At 68.7% G+C, this 19,759-nt stretch carries 17 protein-coding genes and 1 pseudogene; 12 read left to right on the top strand and 6 right to left on the bottom strand.

Annotation, left to right across the window (positions count from 1 at the left end; genetic code table 11):
• The coding region (locus tag ACZ4FV_RS48215) for a tetratricopeptide repeat protein (RefSeq protein ID WP_465327552.1) at positions 1-364 on the top strand (364 nt) is incomplete at its 5' end.
• 254 nt (positions 365-618) lie between these two features.
• Here ACZ4FV_RS48215 and ACZ4FV_RS48210 read toward each other — a convergent pair.
• Positions 619-912 carry a GNAT family N-acetyltransferase gene (locus tag ACZ4FV_RS48210; RefSeq protein WP_465327559.1) on the bottom strand — a complete coding sequence of 98 codons (294 nt, stop codon included), beginning with the start codon at positions 910-912 and terminating at the stop codon, positions 619-621.
• 125 nt (positions 913-1,037) lie between these two features.
• Between ACZ4FV_RS48210 and ACZ4FV_RS48205 the strand changes: the two genes are divergently transcribed.
• The 7 genes from ACZ4FV_RS48205 (at position 1,038) to ACZ4FV_RS48175 (ending at position 7,815) form a co-directional block, all read left to right on the top strand.
• A complete protein-coding gene (locus ACZ4FV_RS48205) occupies positions 1,038-1,724 on the top strand; it encodes a hypothetical protein (RefSeq protein ID WP_465327550.1) in 687 nt (228 codons plus the stop codon).
• Positions 1,725-1,929: 205 nt separating this feature from the next.
• Positions 1,930-4,008 (top strand): GNAT family N-acetyltransferase, encoded by a 2,079-nt coding sequence (locus ACZ4FV_RS48200; protein WP_465327548.1) that lies wholly within the window; start codon positions 1,930-1,932, stop codon positions 4,006-4,008.
• A complete protein-coding gene (locus ACZ4FV_RS48195) occupies positions 4,001-4,486 on the top strand; it encodes an ASCH domain-containing protein (protein WP_465327546.1) in 486 nt (161 codons plus the stop codon). Before ACZ4FV_RS48200 ends, ACZ4FV_RS48195 begins: the two co-directional genes overlap by 8 nt.
• Positions 4,487-5,012: 526 nt before the next feature.
• Positions 5,013-5,279 carry a hypothetical protein gene (locus tag ACZ4FV_RS48190; protein ID WP_465327544.1) on the top strand — a complete coding sequence of 89 codons (267 nt, stop codon included), beginning with the start codon at positions 5,013-5,015 and terminating at the stop codon, positions 5,277-5,279.
• Between the two features lie 286 nt (positions 5,280-5,565).
• Entirely contained in the window at positions 5,566-6,255 is a 690-nt protein-coding gene (locus ACZ4FV_RS48185) for a helix-turn-helix domain-containing protein (protein WP_465327542.1), read from the top strand.
• Positions 6,256-6,299: 44 nt separating this feature from the next.
• Positions 6,300-6,812 (top strand): sigma factor-like helix-turn-helix DNA-binding protein, encoded by a 513-nt coding sequence (locus tag ACZ4FV_RS48180; RefSeq protein ID WP_465327540.1) that lies wholly within the window; start codon positions 6,300-6,302, stop codon positions 6,810-6,812.
• A 184-nt stretch (positions 6,813-6,996) separates the two neighbouring features.
• A complete protein-coding gene (locus ACZ4FV_RS48175; protein ID WP_465327538.1) occupies positions 6,997-7,815 on the top strand; it encodes an SAM-dependent methyltransferase in 819 nt (272 codons plus the stop codon).
• Between the two features lie 25 nt (positions 7,816-7,840).
• Here ACZ4FV_RS48175 and ACZ4FV_RS48170 read toward each other — a convergent pair whose 3' ends face one another.
• Both ACZ4FV_RS48170 and ACZ4FV_RS48165 read right to left on the bottom strand, forming a co-directional pair.
• Entirely contained in the window at positions 7,841-8,761 is a 921-nt protein-coding gene (locus tag ACZ4FV_RS48170; RefSeq protein ID WP_465327536.1) for a helix-turn-helix domain-containing protein, read from the bottom strand.
• A gap of 87 nt (positions 8,762-8,848) precedes the next feature.
• A complete protein-coding gene (locus ACZ4FV_RS48165; protein ID WP_465327557.1) occupies positions 8,849-9,064 on the bottom strand; it encodes a DUF397 domain-containing protein in 216 nt (71 codons plus the stop codon).
• Between the two features lie 375 nt (positions 9,065-9,439).
• Between ACZ4FV_RS48165 and ACZ4FV_RS48160 the strand changes: the two genes are divergently transcribed.
• Positions 9,440-10,171: a nuclease-related domain-containing protein gene (locus ACZ4FV_RS48160; RefSeq protein ID WP_465327534.1), complete on the top strand. Its 732-nt coding sequence runs from the start codon at positions 9,440-9,442 to the stop codon at positions 10,169-10,171.
• A gap of 13 nt (positions 10,172-10,184) precedes the next feature.
• Positions 10,185-10,748 carry an SH3 domain-containing protein gene (locus ACZ4FV_RS48155; RefSeq protein WP_465327532.1) on the top strand — a complete coding sequence of 188 codons (564 nt, stop codon included), beginning with the start codon at positions 10,185-10,187 and terminating at the stop codon, positions 10,746-10,748.
• Positions 10,749-11,086: 338 nt separating this feature from the next.
• Here the strand turns inward: ACZ4FV_RS48155 and ACZ4FV_RS48150 are convergent, their stop codons facing one another.
• The 3 genes from ACZ4FV_RS48150 to ACZ4FV_RS48140 form a co-directional block, all read right to left on the bottom strand.
• Positions 11,087-11,935: a lipase family protein gene (locus ACZ4FV_RS48150; protein ID WP_465327530.1), complete on the bottom strand. Its 849-nt coding sequence runs from the start codon at positions 11,933-11,935 to the stop codon at positions 11,087-11,089.
• A complete protein-coding gene (locus ACZ4FV_RS48145) occupies positions 11,932-16,179 on the bottom strand; it encodes a hypothetical protein (RefSeq protein WP_465327554.1) in 4,248 nt (1,415 codons plus the stop codon). Before ACZ4FV_RS48145 ends, ACZ4FV_RS48150 begins: the two co-directional genes overlap by 4 nt.
• A gap of 284 nt (positions 16,180-16,463) precedes the next feature.
• Positions 16,464-17,486 (bottom strand): hypothetical protein, encoded by a 1,023-nt coding sequence (locus tag ACZ4FV_RS48140; protein WP_465327528.1) that lies wholly within the window; start codon positions 17,484-17,486, stop codon positions 16,464-16,466.
• Between the two features lie 213 nt (positions 17,487-17,699).
• Between ACZ4FV_RS48140 and ACZ4FV_RS48135 the strand changes: the two are divergent.
• Both ACZ4FV_RS48135 and fxlM read left to right on the top strand, forming a co-directional pair.
• Positions 17,700-17,900 (top strand): annotated as a pseudogene (locus ACZ4FV_RS48135) (hypothetical protein); the annotation flags it as partial.
• Positions 17,901-17,955: 55 nt separating this feature from the next.
• Positions 17,956-19,179 (top strand): methyltransferase, FxLD system, encoded by a 1,224-nt coding sequence (gene fxlM / locus ACZ4FV_RS48130; RefSeq protein WP_465327525.1) that lies wholly within the window; start codon positions 17,956-17,958, stop codon positions 19,177-19,179.
• The last annotated feature ends 580 nt before the right edge of the window (positions 19,180-19,759 follow it).

Here is a 19,759-nt window from a genome sequence, read left to right as displayed (position 1 = left end):
CGCACGGCGACAGGGCGACCTCACGCTCGCACAGCAACACGGCGACAAGGCCCACGCCCTCTACTGCGCCCTGGACGACCGAAACGGCAAAGCCAACACGCTACACACACTCGCCGAGATCGCACGGCGACAGGGCGACCTCACGCTCGCACAGCAACACGGCGACAAGGCCCACGCCCTCTACTGCGCCCTGGACGACCGAAACGGCAAAGCCAACACCCTACGCACACTCGGCGAGATCGCGCGGCGGCGGGGCGACCTCAACCTCGCACGGACCCAATTGGAGAGGGCTGCCGACCTGTACGACGCCTGCGGGCTGCCTTCCTGGGCGGAGCGATGCCGACGGACAGTGCGCGAGTTGTAGGACATCGCGAACCCCGGATCCGTCGGGCCGGCACCGACCGCGTGATCAGAGCCGAGCGGCACTCCAGAGACTCCGGGCTGCCCTGGCCCCATAAGCGCTTTCGGCTGCGGCCGAGCCACCACAGACTCACCCATGCAGTCCCACGTCGACTGACGGAACGAACAGGAAATTCCATGTCCGAAGCGGCGGCGCGGGTCCTTGGCACCCGACGTGGCGTTCGCGACACTGTTCCCGCCCGGTCGCCCCGGCGAACCTCACCAACCCGACTGCCGCTCAGGTGTCCCGCGCCGGCCCAGGTTCTCCCACATGTCGGCAAGTTCGTAGTCACGCCGCCACGTGGCGGTGATACCCGTACGATCCCGATGGCGTGCGGTGATCTCGGCGAGCAGTGCCCGGGCCGCACCTGAGTGGCGGCGCGTGTTGTCAACGCACAGGTGCGTCAGTCTCACATGTTGCATCGGAGGCCCGAACAGGGCGTATCCGATGAGCTGTTCGCCGTCCAAGGCAGCCAGCAGAGTCCCGGTCGGCGCTGTTTGGCGGCAGGCCACTGGCTCCAGGAGTCCCAAGGTCTTCGTGTTGCTGGCTATGACGGTCTGCCGCGGCCCCACCCGCACGGCCCGAGTTGACCCCAGATGGTTGCTGTTTCAAGGACGGTCTGAAGTGGCCCCGCCGCTTGAACTGGGCGGATACCGCTGGGTGGGGCCGGTTCGATCCGTCATCGAACATCGAGCATCTGGACGCCGTGAGGGACCACGCGCTGAAACTGGCTCTGGTCGCCCAGAACCGCACCCTCGTCCAGGCGGGCTTGCAGTCCGACCGCTGGTATGCCACTGATGTGATTGTGGAGGCCCTGGGGACCGTCAGGGATCTCTGGCGTCACACACCTGCACACGCGGGCTATTTCGGCGTATGCGAGCGACTGATGGACATCCTCGACAGCTTGCATCGGATGGAGATCGAGGACTTCGGAAAGCGAGAGCGAGGGCAACTGTGGTCGCCCGTCGAGTCCGAGATGTACGCTGCCTGGCTCGCGGAATCCGTGGTTCGAGCAGTCGAGCTCGCGGATGGTGTCTCGCTCCATGCCGGGTTGACGGTGGGCCGCATGCTCGGGCTCGATCCTTCGCCGGACGAGTCCGTGCTCAGGGCCCTGCTCGATGACTTCACCACCTGTGATCTGCGCGGTGCGGATCTGAGCGGCGTCGACCTGGCGGGCGTTCGTTGGACCGAGTACGGCACACGGTGGCCGAGCGGGGTCGATGTCGAAGATCTCAAGTGCCGCTCGGACGAGGCACCCGAGAGGAGGGGCGTCTACATCGTCCGATCCGGCACGGCAACGATCACCGACCGCGTCGGCCTGTAGCGACCCGATGGGCAAGCGAGACGGACGTTCGGCCGTGGTGCGGCACCTTGTTCCGCGACACGGCCGACCAGCCGAGGTCTCACGCCGGCCGATGGTGCGGTTCCCACTCATGCGGGCGATTCCCTGTCACGAGTGACACCGATCCGTGACCGCCCGTGTCAGGAATTGTCCTCGTCGTGACGGGGAACTGCGTCAGACTTGCCCGATGGTGGGAATCAGCGGGGGGACCGCAGCAGGAGTCACGATCACCCAGGTCGCGCTGAAGGACGAGGCGCTGATCCGAGAGGTCATCGCCCTCGGCGACCGCAACACGAAGACCCTGGGGCTCCTGGTGCCGGCGGCTTACCGCCAAGCAGCGCAGGCGGGGACGCTGCTGGCGGCCTTGGACGGCAAACAGCTCGTCGGATATGCCCTGTTCGGGCTTCCGAGGCAACACGTGAGGCTGACGCACCTGTGCGTGGACAACACGCGCCGCCAATCAGGCGTGGCCCGGGCACTGCTCGCCGAGATCACCGCACGCCATCGGGATCGTACGGGCATCACCGCCAAGTGTCGGCGTGACTACGAACTCGCCGACATGTGGAGGAACCTGGGGTTCGAGTACCGCGGCGAGAAGACCGGCCGCGGCAAGGATCGCCATCCCCTGGACGTGTGGTGGCTCGACCACGAACACCCGGACCTGTTCAGCACGGCGGAGCCCACCGCCCTGGTGAGGGTGGCCGTCGACTTCGACGTCTTCGCCGACCTGCACGCCGGGGACGAACGCCCCGGGCGGGAGGAGTCGCGCGCGCTCTTGGCGGACTGGCTCCAAGGCGACCTGGAACTCGTCCTGACCGCAGAGCTGTTTCAGGCGATCAGTCGAATTCGGGACGGTGCGGAACGCAAGAGGCAGAACGGTGCCGCCGCCGGATACCCGTATCCGCGCGTGAATGCCGCCGAAGCCGCAACGGTGGCCCGGGAGATCGTCGAGGCGGTACGCAAGCGGCTGGGTATCGACCTGCAGCCGCAAGACGACAGCGACGTCCGACACATCGCCGAGGCGTCCTGCGCGGACGTGCGATACCTGGTCAGCCGCAACGAACGCCTCCTGCGGCTGTCCGACGTCACCACGGACGTGTGCGGAGTCCGCATCATCACCCCGTCCGAGGCGACGCTTCAGATCGACGACCTGCTGCACGCCCAGATGTATCAGCCCGCGAGCCTGTTGGGCACCTCCCTGCGGATCGAGCCCTTTCGGGCCGACACCGACAGCGCACTCCTCGACTTCCTCGACAAGGAAGGCGGGGAGAAGCGCTCCGACTTCACCCGCCTCCTGCGAACCCTGCCCGAGCCGGGCGAGATCAGCGACCGACGCCTGGTCCGCGAACCCGCCGGTCGCACCCTGGCCGTGTACGCCGGATACCTCGACGGAACGGTCCTGGCCGTCCCACTCCTGCGAACGGCCCGACACAACCTGGAGCCCACGCTCGCCCGCCAGTTGCTCTTCCTGCTGCGCAAACGATGCCGCGACCTCGGCGGACGAGTCCTCGTCCTGCGGGACCGCCACCTGTCCGAGACCGTGCGTCAGGCCGCGTTGGAGGAGAGGTTCCACCCCGCGAACGACGGGCTGGCGACCCTGGTGGTCAACGCCTGCGGCACCGCCGCCCAAGTACGCGCCGCCGCCATGACCGCGGCGGCCGGCATCGGCTGGGACGGCCCCGAAGTCCCCAACCTTGCACCACGTCTGTCGGCGATCGCCACCGCGGCCGTCGAGCAGGCATGGTGGCCGGCGAAGATCTGCGACTCGCTGCTCCCGACGTTCGTCGTGCCGATCCAACCGAAGTGGGCGACACCGCTGTTCGACGAGCCGGCCAGCCTCGTCCCGCGCGACGACCGGCTGGGGATCAGCCGCGAACACGTCTACTACCGAGGACCCAACCCCCGAGGGCAGGTCGCACCGGGCCGCCTGCTCTGGTACATGAGCGGCTCCGGCAAGCAAGGCAGCGTCGCCATCGGGTGCTCGCGCCTCGACGAGATCCTGCGCCAGCCCGCTGAGGCCACCTACGCACGATTCAGGTACCTGGGTGCCTACGGCCGCGACGATGTCCTGGAGGCAGCCAACGACGGTGTGGTGGAAGCGTTGAGGTTCTCCGACACGGAAATGTTCGCTCATCAGGTGCCATTGCGACGACTCAAGGCGATCGCGGCGGGCATGGGTCAGCCCTGGCCCGTACAGTCACTGACGAAGATCAGCAGCGAACTGTTCGAGGCCGTGTATCGAGAGGGGCGACCAGCACGTGAGTGACGGCGAAGAACGGGCCATGCTCTTGTCCGTCCACCCGCGTTACGCCACCTCCATCCTCGGCGGCGGCAAGACCGTCGAACTGCGCAGGCAGCGAGTCGCGGTCCCCGAGGGCACGTCCATGGTGCTGTACGCGACGTCGCCGACGAAGGCGATCGTCGGCACCGCGAGAATCACCGCCGTCCACATCGACACCCCAAGACGCGTGTGGACACGGCACCGGCGCCAGACCGGGGTCACCCGCGCCGAATACGACCGCTACATGGAAGGCGCGGCCCAAGCATCCGCCGTCGTGGTGTGCAACCCCCAACAGATCACAACACCCATCCCGCTGGGCTTTCTGCGCTCATCGGGGTCCTTCCAGCCCCCGCAAAGCTACCGCTACATCGGTACGAAGGAGCTGTGGGAGCTGGTCGCGGGCCACACGAGCGCCGACGAGCTGATGACACAACTCGGCGTGAGCAACATCGTGGCCCGCTGATCCAGGCACTCACCCGCCACCTCCGAGATGCCAAGGCGCAGTCGGAACCGTGTCATCACCGCGCGGTCCTGCGTGCGTGGAAGAGGGTGCCGCAGGACGAGGCAGGAAGCTCCGCGCCCGTGCGCCTGGCGTTGGGCGGACACTGCCGCAAGGCCCTCAAGTGCATATGCACGTGCAGATTTTGAGGTAATCCAGGGGTTGCGTGCGCCTCAGCGTTCGAATTCCGGCGTGGCCGCCGGCGACTGACAAACATGGTTCACGCACCAAGATCGATCGCGAAATGATCGCCTTCTTTCGCCGTCTGCTCATTGGTCTTCGTTTTGTCGCCGACCTGGCGTATTGGTCGTACTTATCAGGGGCCCACTCGGATGGCCCTGGATTCCGTGTCAGCGCAGGTGCACGTGCATCGCCGGAATCCGGCGAAAGTTCGCCCGGATCAGGTTGTAGCGTCTTTTTCCGTTACAGCAGTAGGCCCCGGGCGGCGTCATACTCGCCGTCCGGGGCCCGTTCCGATCGGAGCATTCCCATGCGCGACCAGATGTTTCGAAGGGTTTTTCACCGCCCCTCGGTAGCCCACGAACCTACCATTCCATGGGCCGCCGCCCGCGAAACGTACGGTATTGCCATTTTGAGCGCGTGGATTCGCCTGGATCTCGCGGTTGCCCTGGTGGCCGTGCCGTGGGCGGTCGCCAGCGAGGGCGTTCTCGATCCTGCCAGAGCGGCGTTCCTGTTGGCGTTGACGGGGGTGGCCGGGCGGTCCGCCGTTGGCTGGACGCGGCTGACTCGCCTCTGACTTTCCGGTGTCCGTTCCCGGGCGCCGGCCCGGGAACGGACACCGGAGGCCGTGTGCATGTGATGAGGGCGGGTCGGGAGGGGCGGGTGTGGGTGTGTCGGTGAATTACAGGCGCTGCGGGTACTGCGGCCGGTGGTTTCGCCAGGCGAAGGGGCCGGGACGCAAGAGGGAGTACTGCGACAAGCCGTGTCGGCGTCGGGCGCAGCGTCTGCGCGACGGCAAAAGTGTGACGTCGGCGGTCCAAGCACGCTGGCGAGGCGCGGGGGCGGTCGAGGAACTCGTGTCGATGACGATGGGGCTGGCCGAGGCCGAGTATCGGAGTGCACCGCTCCCGGTGACGCTGGACTACGTGCGCCACCTGGCCCGCGCCTTGGACAGCTACACCGATGCTGCTGTGCATGATGCCCTTGCCTGCGGCATCGGTTGGGACGCGGTCGCAGCGGCCACGGACGTGGACGCGGCCACCGCGCGCGTGAAGTGGAACGTGCCGCAGACACCTCGCCCCCGTCCGCGAGCGCTGCCGCAGGTCACGAACGGTTCGGTCCAGACCAATGGAGGCGGAGGGCCGCTGCCCGAGGTCCCGGGTCCTTCCCGATTCGACTGTGAACAACTGTCCGCGTCGGCGAGACGCGCGGGTCGCGACCTGGCCGAGGCACTGACGCGTCTACTCGCTGCGAACGGAATCACGTTGGCACGTGCCGCCTCACGCACGGACTTACCCCGCTCGTACGTGGCGCTGGTCCTGTCCGGCACCGTGCGGCCTCCTTGGGCCGTGGTTGCGGCGTTGGCCAAGGCGTGCGCGGAGGATCCCGGAGACCTGTTCGTGCTGTGGCGGGAAGCGCAGACACTCGTTCCCTCGTCCGCTCCTACCCCCGACACCTTCGGTCGGGAAGCCCCGCGGACCCGGTCCCCGCGGGATCGATCCCACCGACAGGTCGGTATCGAGGGCTCGCGCCGACCGGAGGCCGACCGGTGACGGCGCATCCGCCCGTCCGACGAACTCCAGGAGGCGAAACCGCCGTGCCGCGCCACTCGAACTCGTCCGTGCAGGCTCCGGCTTCCCGCGTCCCCTCGACGGTTGCGAAGTCGTACGCGTCCTCGCCCGATTTCGCGGCCTTCTGCCAGTCGAGGCGCACACGGTACGAGGAGTACGCCCGCCTACGCGTCGGCGATCGGGCGCTCGGGGTCGAAACGGTCGGGGCGACCTTCGCCAGCCTGGCAGGTCAGTGGCAACACATTCTGCGCAGCCCCAGCCCCGCGGCCGACGCCTGGAACATGCTGGGCCTGGCGGTCGAGGCCGTGGGTACCGACCCGGCCTGTGAGAGCACGGAGGAAGCCCTCTACGACGTGCTGCCCACGCGCGAGGCGGACGCCGTCTCCCTGCACTACCTCCTGGGCATGACCCTGACCTCCGCTGCGGATCTGATGGGCGCCGAACCCTCCACCGTCGCAGCCCGACTGCTCACGGCGGAACGCAGCCTGCCCGTGCACCTGGTCCGAACGCTGGAACGCCGTCCACCCACACGGAGGTAGCGCGGGACGCGCGCCTGCTCGCACGCCACGGAGTGCGCATTTCTCTCTCGCGTCGTGCGCCGTGTCACCCCGAAGAGTGAGCCGCCGCCACTCGGACGAAGTTCTGTTCGCGGCCCCGCCAGCCCACCTAACATGGGGACTTCGGCAGTCGACGCGCCGAAGACGGCGTGGACCTGGGGGCCCCGTGCGTGGCGAAGAGAATCCCATTTCTCCCTCCTTCGACGTGGACACACCAAGCGTCGCCCGCATGTACGACTGGCTGTTGGGCGGAACGGACAACTACGCCTCCGACGAGAAGGCGTGCCTGGAACTACTGAGGATCGTGCCCACCACTCAGGCCCTCGCCCTCAACAACAGGTTCTTCCTCCAGCGCGTCGTGCACACCCTGGCCGCGGAATACGGCATCCGACAATTCCTCGACCACGGCTCCGGCCTGCCCACCCAGGACAACGTCCACCAGGTCGCCCAGCGCGTGGACCCCGACGCACGGGTCGTCTACATAGACAACGATCCCCTGGTCCTGGCCCACGGCCGCATGCTGTTGGACCAGAACGACCGCACGACCGTCATCCAGGCGGAGATGACCGACACCGAGGGCATCTTCGAACACCCCGACGTGCGGGACTTCCTGGACTTCGAAGCCCCCGTGGCGGCCCTGTTCGTGTCCGTGCTCCACTGCATCCCCGATTTCAAGGACCCCGCGGGGATGATCGAACGCGTCGCGAGCCGGTTGGCCCCGGGCAGCTTCATGGTCATCTGCCAACTCGTCAGCGACGACGCGCACATCCGCGACTCCGTCACCGCGTTCATGGCCGAGAGCACGAACGGCACCTGGGGCCGAGTCCGCGAACGGCACGAGGTGGACGCCTACTTCGTCGGCAAGGAGATCATCCCACCCGGGCTCCGAGAGGTCTCCCAGTGGCGACCGGACACCGAAGTCAGGCCCCGTCAGGGGCCCAACCCCGAATGGATCGAGTACGGCGGGGTCGCCCGCCTGGGCTGACCCCTCCGGAGACGGCTCCCGCGGGTCAGTCGGAGAAACGCGCGACGGCCTCGTCCAGGAGCGTGATGCTGTGATTGCGCGACTCGGCCCGCATCAGCAACTGGTCGAGGACCTTCCGGTGAGGCTCGATGCCCTCCCTGGTGGAGTGGTACGTCGCTCCCTCCGCCTCCTCCAGATAGATCACATCCGAGGGCCCGCTCAGCGGAAACTGCAGTTGGGTGACCGGAGAGGACGGCGGCACCAGACCGATGAAGCTGGCGAACCGCACCACGCGGATATTGAGGAACGGATGCTCCGTCAACGCCCTCAGGCGGCGGAACTGCTCGGCCATCACCGCGTCGTCGGCCACACGCAGATGCAGGATGGCCTCGTTCAGAATGACCTGCACATTGGGCGGCGAATCGCCGCTGAGGATGCCCTGGCGGAGCATCCGCAGTTTGACCCGACGCCCGACCTCCTCGTCCGAGGCTTTGGGAAGCCCAGCCCTGACGATCACCTCGGCATACGCCTTGGTCTGCAACAGCCCGGGAACCAGCGAAATCTCGTAGGTTCGCACCGTCTGCGCCGCGTCCAGCAGCCCGATCAGTCGACGCGACCAACCCGGAACGACGTCGTTGTAGGGGCGATACCAGGTGGGCTGCCTGGCCTGCCTCACCAAATCCTTGATCGTGGCGAGAGTCGGCTCGTCGGCGACCTCGTACGCCTTCAACAGGTCGAACACGTCGCGTTCGCTCTGCGGATTCTCGCCTCGCTCCATCCGACTGATCTTGGAGTCGGACGCCCTGATGATGCGGGCCGCGTCCTTGATCTGCAGATTCCTGGCCAACCGCAGAGTACGCAGATGCACACCCACCATCATGGCGGCGAACACCGGCTTCGCGGTTCTGCCCGCCATGGGCAGAACCGGAGCGATCGAGGAATCACGGATCGGTGAATCGGCGGACATGCGAACTCCTGAATGGATCGTGGGCCAGGCCCATTATCCCCATCCTCGTTCGCATGTCCGCCGTTCCGGAAGGACGGGTGCAGGACGTCAGCAGGACATCCGATCAAATTCGCCGTTCTTTGCGCCATTCACGAACGCGGCGATTTCCGATCGTGTATAGACCAACGCGGGCCCCGACGGGTGACGGGAGTTGCGAAGGGCAACCTTTCCATCCGGTAGTTCCGCCAATTCCACACAATTTCCCTCGGCATTGCTGACGGAGCTCTTCACCCAGTCCACTCCGGGAACACTGTCCGCAGCCATGCCGTTGTCAAATCCACTCATCGAAACCCCATTCGAAGGATCGTCGCAACCATACGCACCCCGGAGTCACCGGAGAGGCTGCCACCTGCGGTTATCCACTCGTGCATGCCCACCTGCAATTGCATGGGGCGCGCCAGCGAAATTCTAGACTCGGGAACGCGATTCCGAAGTCCCCCAAACGAGTGTCGGAATTCGACCGCTTCGCCAACCCGCGACAGGGCGGAAGCACCGGGTCGAACACCTCCGACGGACGACAACAGCGCGCCCTTAGGGCGGGTGCCCGACACGGAGCCCGCGTGATCTCACGGTGCGTGTCGGAGCGGATCGCTATCGTGGTGAAGGTCCAGCGGAGGACCGTCTCGGGGGAGGCTGCGCGTGTTCCGCAGTACGTTCAGCGCCGGCGCGTCCGCCGCCCGCCAGTCCCGCTCCATTCGCAGCGCCCATCGCCGGGCGCGACACCGGGTCGCCCTGCGCCGCACGCCGCTCGTCGCGGGCATGGCCTCCGTCAGCGGATGGGTTACGGCCACAGCCACCGCCTCCGCGAGCTTCGGGGTGGGCGCGGGGATCGTGGTGGGCGCGACACTCACCGGCGGCTCGTACACACGGTCGCTCACCGCGGATCGCTGGGCAAAGGGGGCCAAGGGGGAACGCAGAACCGCCCGCTCCCTGGTCCTGGCACGAGGCTGGGTCGCGTTGCACGATCGGGCGATTCCCGGGTCCCGCGCGAACCTGGACCACATCATCTTCGGCGGCGGAGGGATCGTGTACCTCGACACCAAGACGTGGACCTCGACCAAATCCCGCGCGCGTTTCGACGCCAACGGCCGCCTGTGGTACGGCAGATACCCCCAGGACAGGGCCCTGCGCACGGTGCGGTGGGAGGCCGACCAGGCCCAGGAGGCGCTGGGCGTGGGCGTGCAGGCGGTGGTCTCCGTCCACGGTCAGCCGCATCTGCCTCGTCGGGGCACCGTGGTGGACGGCGTCACCGTACTGCCCGCCGAGGCCCTGCGCGAGTGGCTCGATACCCGGCCGCGTGTACTCGACGAGAGCCGTGTCGCCGCTCTGGTTGCCCGCGCCGAGAACACCCTTCCCCCGTACGTTCACTGACCCCGGAGGCATCGTGTCCGACGTCCCGCCCGGCTACGTCCGCGTGCGCGCGCACCTGCGTCGCAAGCCCCGCCCTCGCCCTGCCCGCGTCAGCGATGGGGGTGACGGCTTCTCGTTCCGGGGGATGGCGCTCTTCGGCGGCATCGCGTTCGTCGTGGTCGTCGGAGGATGCAGCCTCCTGAACGCGAGCGACGACAAGCCCGACACCGAGTCCGCCGCCAAGAGCGCCGTCACCGCGTCGACGGCCCCGATATCCGCAGCCGCCACCCCGCCAGGCACAGCGGTGGCGAAGGCGCCGGCCGCCCCGGTGGCCGAGGCGCCGGTCACCCGAACCACCGTGACCGCGCTGCAGAAAATCGGTCTGCCGATGCGGTCGCGACCCGGTGCCGGTTCCACCGTCACCACGGTCCCCGTGGGCACCGACCTCACGGCCACCTGCGCCAGCACCGGGCCCACCACGTGGGGCTGGCACGGGGTCCGCAGCAACCTGTGGGCACGGGTGACCACCGACAACGGCATCACCGGGTACGCGCCCGTGGCATGGCTCCAGGCGCCAGCCACACTCCCCACCTGCTGACCCGTTGACCACCCAATCGCCGTCACAGCGGCAACACCGACAGGGCCAGGCACCGGAACACCACTTCGGGGACATCCGATCCTCGCGTCGCCCGCCCACCCCGTCCGACTCCGCGCTTGCAGAGTGGGGCACGTCCGCCCGTGATACCCGCTCGCCCATGACGATCATGGTTCCGCCCGAGCCGATAAGCCGATACTGGCCGCCCCGGCCGAAGCCCTGCTGCGGTCGGGGGTGTTCGAGCCGAAGTGGGACGGCTCTCCAGACGTTCGATGGTGTCTCATCCGAGTGCTGCCGTGGACGGTCGGTGAACCGGTACTTCCGCGTTGTCCCCGGTGGTCTCAGGGCGTGTCGCGGAGGATTTCGCCGAGGCGTTGGTGGGTGAGGTAGTTCTTGGCGAGGTGGAAGTCGAAGGTGTGGATGAGGGTGTGTTCATCGGTGTCGACGCCGTCGAAGGCGCGCCCGATGCCGCCTTTGGGGACGGCGACGATGTCGCCGGGGTCGGCGAGATTGACCCAGCGGGCGACGCCAGGTGGGCGTGCGCCGCGGCCGTCTGCGGGTGTCGGTCGCAGGCGGGGCAGGATCGCGTGGGGTAGAGCCAGCGGGGAGCCGAGGGTGACCAGGAGGTCGACCTTCAGGTCGGGGCGCGCCCACAGGGATTCGTAGGCGACGACGGATCCGAGGGAGTGGGCGATCACCACGCGGGCGCCGGTGTTTTCGAGGGTGTCGGTGACCCTGGTCCGGGCGGCGGCACGGGCGGGGCTGTCGGGGTTCTTCAGGTAGGCGGCGACCTCCCGGCACAAGAGCGCGACGAACCACCTCGTTGCGGGCGGACCGAGAAAGCGCATGCGGGCGAGGGTCTCCACGGCTTGGCGTACCTCCACGGTCGACTCGCCCGCGGCGACGCCCACGGGGAGGTCGAACGCGTCCAACCATTGGCGGGCGAACTCGGTCTCGGACGGGTCGAGATCGTCGAGGTCGTTGCCGGCGCCTTGTCGGCCGGGCTTGCGGAGCAGGTCGGCGTAGTACGCCATGGACACCTTGGGCACCGGTCCGCCGGCTGGGGCACGGCGCAGGGCGGTCATGACATGGGTGTGCCAGACCCGCCCGAGGGTTTCGGCCGCTTCGTCGGTTGTCTCGCCGCGGCGGAAGTTCCCGATGCCGTGGACTCCCACGATGGTCTGTGTCACGAAATCTCCTTGGTGTTGGCGGATCCGCGTGCCTGGCCTGCCGACGTCGGGGACACGGTGCGCGTCAGCAGCGCGATGTCCACACCGAAACCGACGACCAATCGTTCTCCGTCTCCCATGACGAGCCTCAGGCATTTCGCGGGCAGGGGAATCCGGTCGATAAATAGCCCTGTGGTCAGGTCCCACACCCGCACGGTGTGGTCATCGGATCCGGTGGCGGCGATGGGCCGCCCGTCCAGGACCGTGCACGCCACCGTGTTCACCAAGTGGGTGTGTCCGGTGAGGGGTTCGCCCCGGAGTCGGCCCGTGGTCAGGTCCCACACGCGCACGGTGTCGTCGCCGGATCCGGTCACGGCGACCGGCCGCCCCTCCAGGACCGTGCACGCCACCGCGAACACCCAGTCGGTGTGTCCGGTGAGGGGTTCACCGCGGGGTCGCCCCGTGGTCAGATCCCACACCCGCACGGTGTGGTCGTCGGATCCGGTCACGGCGACCGGCCGCCCCTCCAAGACCGTGCACGCCACCGCACGGACCGCGCCGGTGTGTCCGATGAGGGGCTCGCCGTGTTGTCGCCCCGTGGTCAGGTCCCACACGCGCACCGTGTGGTCGTTGGATCCGGTGACGGCGATGGGCCGCCCGTCCACGACCGTGCACGCCACCGTGTTCACCCATTGGGTGTGTCCGGTGAGGGGTTCGCCCCGGAGTCGGCCCGTGGTCAGGTCCCACACGCGCACGGTGTCGTCGCCGGATCCGGTCACGGCGACCGGCCGCCCCTCCAGGACCGTACACTCCACCGCGAACACCCAGTCGGTGTGTCCGGTGAGGGGTTCACCGCAGGGTCGCCCCGTGGTCAGATCCCACACCCGCACGGTGTGGTCGTCGGATCCGGAGACGGCGACCGGCCGCCCCTCCAAGACCGTGCACGCCACCGCACGGACCGCGCCGGTGTGTCCGATGAGGGGCTCGCCTCGGGGCTGCCCCACAGTCAGGTCCCACACCCGCACGGTGTCGTCGCCGGATCCGGTGACGGCGACGGGTCGCCCGTCCAGGACCGTGCACGCCACCGCGAGCACCGAGTAGGTGTGTCCGGTGAGGGGTTCGCGTAGGAGTCGCCCCGTGGTCAGGTCCCACACCCGCACGGCGTGATCGTCGGATCCGCTCACGGCGACCGGCCGCCCGTCCAAGACCGTACACTCCACCGCATACACCCATTCGGTGTGTCCGGTGAGGGGTTCACCGCAGGGTCGCCCCGTGGTCAGATCCCACACCCGCACCGTGTGATCGTCGGATCCACTCACAGCGACGAGCCGCCCGTCCACGAGCGTGCACGCCACCGCATGGACCGCGCCGGTGTGTCCGATGAGGGGTTCGCCTCGGGGCCGCCCCACAGTCAGGTCCCACACCCGCACGGTGTGATCGGCGGCGCCGGTGACGGCAACCGGTCGCCCGTCCAAGACGGTACACGCCACCGCATACACCCATTCGGTGTGTCCGGTGAGGGGTTCACCGCAGGGTCGCCCCGTGGTCAGGTCCCACACCCGCACGGTGTGGTCGTCGGATCCGGAGACGGCGACCGGCCGCCCCTCCAAGACCGTGCACGCCAGCGCACGGACCGGGCCGGTGTGTCCGGTGAGGGGTTCGCCTCGGGGCCGCCCCGTGGTCAGGTCCCACACCCGCACGGTGTCGTCGCCGGATCCGGTGACGGCGACGGGTCGCCCGTCCAGGACCGCGCACGCCACCGCGAGCACCGAGTAGGTGTGTCCGGTGAGGGGTTCGCCTCGGGGTCGCCCCGTGGTCAGATCCCACACCCGCACCGTGTGATCGTCGGATCCGGTGACGGCGACGGGTCGCCCGTCCAGGACCGTGCACGCCACCGCACGCACCCAGCCGAAGTGTTCGGTGAGGGTGTCCCGGCACGCGAGGTTGAGGAGTCCTCCTGTCGCCGCAACGGCCATCCACGCGCCAGCCTCGGTTCTCTCCCTGAGAGTCGATGAAAGGGCTGCGGCACTGCGGCGTGTCGCGTCCAGCGCGAGGATTCGGCGGCGGGTGGGAGGGTCGGTGTTGCGGTGTTCACCGATGGAGGTGCGGTAGACGGCGCGGGCCAACAGGGCCTCGTCCGTGCGGGCGTGGGGGAACGCGATGACGAGGGCGGCGGGGTCGCCGTGGACCAGGTACTCGGTGTCGACGAGGAGTTCGTCGAGACGGCCGGCGGCTTCAGCGTGCGCCGGGGCGTGGTGCAGGAGGTAGAGAGGTGCGTTTTCCCAGGTGCGAGCGAGACCGTCGTGGGTGGTGTGGGTGGCCAGGAGGTGGTCCAGGATGTCGTCAGGTCTGGGCGCGAGGGGGTCGGCCGTCGGCTGCCACGCGAGATGGTCAATCAATCCCTGGTGGAAGAGTCGGTACAGCAGGGTGCCGTCCCGGTCGGGGGTGGCACGCAGGTAGAACAGGGCGTCGGGCAGGAGCGTTCGGGCGCGTTCGGGGTCGAGATCGGCGAACAGGCCCGCGAGGGGCAGGGCCACGTCCAGGGGCATGCCCTCGCCCTGGGCCAAGGCCGTGGCCGCCAGGATGGCGCGGATGTCGTGGCCGTGGGGGCGGGAGGCCAGGTCCAGGTCGAGCACCGACGGAAGCGTCGTGGGCGCCGAGCCGCCCAGTTCCCGGGCTCCATCGACACTGTCCGGGGCGGGAACCCGCACCAGGTAGCGGGTGAAGATCTCAGCCACCAGGAAGGACCCCCACTCCGCGCGTTCCCCGGGGTGCGGGGCGAGGCGGTCGGCGACGGCGTGGGCAAGGTGGTGTCGGATCGCGCGCATGCGGGGCGGCGCGTAGGCAGGCATGGTCGAGAGGCGGCCGTCCAGGTGGTCCGCCACGTCGGCGCGGACCTCTTCGGGGTCGGCGTCGTCCAAGTCCATCAGGCCGCCCGCGGCACCCGCGAGGTCCAACAGCGCGGTGAACATCGGCCACGGCCGCGTGCCCACCACCATGCGCACCACCGGTCGACCGTCGTCACGGGCGGCACATGCCACGCGGACCAACTCCGCGCACATCGTCACCGGGTCGGCCGCCTCGTCCAAAGCGTCCACGATCACCGCCGGCACCTCGCCCACTCCGGAAAGCAGGCCAACGAGCGCGGTCGCGTCGACCGGCCCGTCCGGCGCGGGGTCCAGGCCGAGTTGACGTGCCACCGACGTGAACACCTCGATCGCGGTGCGGCCACGACCGTGGACCGCGGCCAGTCGGTCGTTGACCGAGGGACATCCCAGCGGGTCGCGCATTAACCGTTCGCGGACCTGCGGTGCCACCGCGACCAGTTCGGGATGCGCGGCACACGCCAACGCGCCCAGCAACGCCGACTTGCCGACGCCGGGATTGCCCGCGACCACCCGAAGGCCGCCCACCTCGACGTCGTCCAGCCACGGTGCGAGCGAGCGCAACTGGGAGCGCCGGCCGGTGAACTGGGTACCGGCCTTGTCGGTGAAATGACACGCGTCCCCCGGATCGAGGAACACCCGCAGCGCGGGATCCACGTCGGCCACACGCGCCGCGGCGGGGTCGTAGGCGAGATTCGGAAAGAACGGGAGGTCCGGCTCCTCCACCGCCAGGACCATCGGGGTGCTCTGCACGTTCTGCGCCGGACCCGGCATACGCTCGACCCGCTGACGGATCCGCCGCGCCACTTTCGAGAACGGCACATGCGACCGCGCGGGGTCTGTGTCCAGCCCGGTGCGGGCGACCTCGTCGAACACCTCGGCGAGCGCGACGCTGAACCGTCCGTCGTAGGCGTCCTCACCCCCACCGGACGCCGCGATGACCCACGCGTTCGCCGGCGAGTCCGAACTGTGCACCATGTGCGGGAGCGTGGCCGCGCGGCCGGCGCGGCACAGATCGAACAGGAACAGCGTCGGAACCCCCAACCTCTGCGCGTCGTCCACCCACTGCGCGACGTCAGTGCCCCTCCCCACGCACGCGTCCGCAGGCACCACGTCCACCCGATTCGGGTTGGCGCCGTCGGCGTCCCCGTGGGACGCGACGTAGATCACCCGCGCGAACCCGAGCGCCTCGTCCACGACCGCGCGCAGCACCGGGGCACCGATGTCCTTGTACACATCGGTCGCGTACCCGAGCCTGGTCAGAGCTTCCGCGACCGGCGGCACCACCTCGTCGACGAACGGCAGATCCGCCCACAGCGACGCACCCACCGGAACCTCACCACCGGTCTCCGCCGCGTCGAAGTGCCCGATCCCTACCACCAACGCACGCACAGTCCACGTCCCCGCTCCCGAAATCAGGACACCCAGCGTGGCAGGCATCGGTGGACGGCACCTGCCGCACAAGGCAACATGCAAGGAGGATGCCCTTCACAACCGTGTCTCGTGAGACATCGCAAAGTCTGGAGAAGGACGGGTTCCGATCGTGGGTGGCGCGCCCGGCTGGCGGCCCGGCCCGGGTCATGTCCCGCCGGGGAACCGTCCTGTCGGACGCGTTCGCGGACACGAGACCGCGCGGGCAGGCGGCGCCGGCCCTCGCGACACGATCAGGTCGCGGGATCCTCAGCCCGCGGGAACTCCCGCGCCAGGATCTCGAGTGTGGACCGGCTGCGGAGCTTGCAGGCCGGATGCTGGGACGCGAACATCCCTCGACGGTGCACCGCCCGCTCGCTACCGACGGTGTCCAACCAGCGCACCGGCAGCACGTACTCCGCCACCGCCGGATCCGCGTCCTGCCCCGCGTGCGCGTACGTCCCGACCAGCTCCTCGTCCGCGAGCCGAACGGCCCTGCCGTCGACGGTGACCGTGGCGTCGGCGAAGCGCACCGCCTCGCCGCACACGATCCCGATCCCGACGTAACCGGCCTTGGGGATGTAGGCGTTCACACGGGCGCCGATCGGCGGACGCTCCAGCGCCTGGCTGAACCAGCGCCCTCCGCCGGCCGAGACGAATCCGAACCGGCGAGCGTCGTCCCAGGACCGGACCTGATCCTCACCGAACGCGGCGTACCAGTCGCTGCCGTTCCACGGCTCTCGTGTGGCCGCCGCACCCCGCGGCGCGGGCTCGGCCGCGGACTCGTCGCGCAGCCACTCGCGGGCCAGGTAGCGTCTCCCCTCGTCCTCGAAGTACGTGAAGAACACAGCGTTCACCGGCACCCCGAAATCGCCCAGGTAGCCGAGGATGCGTTCCGTGGCGTCGTCCAGGCGCGCCGCGACGATCGTCAACGAATGCGCGGTGTTCAATTCCTCCGGCGGCGGGGTGCCGAAGCGCTCCTCGAACGCCGCCTCGAACGTGGTGCTCTCGTCGTAGTCGGCGTGGATCCCCAGGATCGCGGTGTGCGACAGCGTGCCGACCCAGGAGCCGTAGTCCAACGCCTGCGCCAACACCTCACGGGCGGTCTTGTCGCGCTTGAGCTCCAGGACGTGCAGCGCGCCCTCGCCGTCCACGGCGAGAAGGTCGATCACCCCGCCGTGTGCCGTCCGCACCTGACGGCCGATCAACAGCAGGCGCTCCCCGAGGATGTCCGGGTCCTGCTCTATGAACGTCTCCAGATCCTGCTCGGCCGACAACGCCGCCGACGACAAACGCCTCGGCCGACCCTCGTCAACCCTCCACAACGCCACCTCGGTCGCCACACAACCCCCGATCGTCTCGACAACGGTACGACCGCAACAACCTTAGGAATGCGCGTATTTCCTGGCAGACGCATCCGGCCCCACCCAGAACCAGCGCCCCCTTTGAGGCCCCATGGTCGACAGGTCGCACACGCGGGTCAGCGGCCACTGTCTCCTACCCTTGCCCACAGTTCCGGCCGCTCTGCGGGGCACCCTCAGCCCAGCGGAGGGTACCGTCCGGATAGGACGAAAGGGTGGGAGGCATCGGTGCTGGAGGAACGGGAGTCGATCGGCCGGAGGGTCCGGCGTGCCCGGCTGCGTCTGGGCATACCCCAGGCGGATCTCGCCCAGGCGATCGGCAGCAGCCGGCCAGCCCTCGCAGTCGCACCCTTCCATCCCTCCCTGCGATTCTCCTGGACGTTTCGTGACTGAATTCGTGACCGACGTCGACGACCGGGCCGCGGAGCTGCGCGACGAGCTCGTGCGCAGTCTGCGCGCCGACGACACCATTACTACGCCGTCGGTCGAGGCGGCGTTCCGGGCGGTGCCGCGCCACGCGTTCGCCCCCGGTGTCGATCTGGAACACGCGTACGCCCGCCACGCGGTGATCACCAAGCACGACGACCGAGGATGCCCGACCAGCTCGGTGTCCGACCCTCACATCCAGGCCGTGATGCTCGAACAGGCCGGCGTGGAACCCGGGATGCGAGTCCTGGAAGTCGGGTCGGGCGGCTACAACGCGGCTCTGCTGGCCGAACTGGTCGGTGTCGACGGTCGCGTCACCACGGTGGACATCGACCCGGATGTCACCTCTCGCGCTCGGGAGTTCCTGGACGCGACGGGATACGGGCGCGTCGAGGTGGTCACCGCCGACGCCGAGGAAGGCGTGCCCGAGCACTCGCCGTACGACCGGATCGTGGTCACTGTCGGCACCTGGGACATCCCGCCCACGTGGGCGGCCCAACTCGCCCCCGGCGGACGGATGGTGGTGCCATTGCGCACGCGCGGGATCACCCGCAGCGTGGTCCTCGACCGGGACGGCGATCACTTGGTGAGCCGTGGGTCGGCGCCGTGTGGCTTCGTCGCCATGCAGGGCATCGGCGAACACCAGGAGCACCGGTCGTCGTTGGGCGAGGGCCTGGCGCTGCTGGTCGACGACGGCGGCTGGGACAACCCCGGCCTGTTGGAACAGTTGCTTGCCGGGGAACGCTCGGCCGCGTGGTCGGGCAAGACGATCGGCCGGAGCGAGGCGTTCGACCACCTGTTCCTGCGGTTCGCCACCGAACTCCCCAGCTTCGTCCGCCTGTGGGTCGACCAGGCACGAGAGGACCTCGGCCTGGTGGAGACGGGCGAGAAGATGTTCCCCTTCGCCGCTGCGGACAAGGACGCCCTCGCGTACATGGTGGTGCGCCCGGCCGAGAGCGCGGACCGCGTGGAGTTGGGCGCACGCGCGTTCGGCGGACACGGAGCGCAGGCCGCCGAAGCGATGGCGGAGGTCGAGCGGGTGTGGAGCCGCGTCCACCGCCACGGCCCGGGCCCGGTGTACCGGGTCTACCCCGCGACCACCCCCGGCGATGCGCTCGCGCCCGGGCACGTCGTCGACAAGCGGCACAGCCGCGTCGTGATCTCCTGGCCGTCCCGGGACTGAACCACCCCGGGACGTTCGGGTTCCACCCCGTTCCACGGCTCGCGGGTCGAGGACTTCCCGACCCGGGCGGGTGCGGCCTCGGCCTCGTCGCGCAGCCAGGTCCGCGCGAGATAGCGGTGTCCGTCGTCCAGTAGTAGTGGAAAAGGCCGTCATCGCGGGCGGCGACCCGGCTTCCCGGTGACCGCGCCGTTGATCACAGTGCTATCAAGTCCGAGGGGGAGACCGGGACTGTGACGGACCGGGTGCCGCCGAAGATGCCGGGCAGGGTGAAGTTGACGTTGACCCGACCGTCAAACTTATTCGCCACAACAACCCCTTCAGTGTCGGGGGACACCGTTTGGTCCAAGCCTTCCCCGAGGCGCTTGACGGTCTTGACCCTCGTTCCGATATTCACAGCAGACATCTCCTGTCTCGCTCGGGTCGGGCGAAGGTGGCCCACATCCGGTTCGGGCGACGGACAATGAGTACGGTGCGCCTCACTCGGATTGTCGCTGGTTCCTGAAAACTGACCCCCGGGAAGCTTCCGAAAGTTGACCCCCTTGTTGATCATGAGGGGTGCTAAAAGTGGAGGATTGGGCCG

The sequence above is a fragment of the Embleya sp. NPDC025285 genome, from assembly GCF_055558835.1.
Note: the sequence above shows the minus strand (reverse complement) of the source record. Positions and strands in the feature narration are given on the sequence as shown.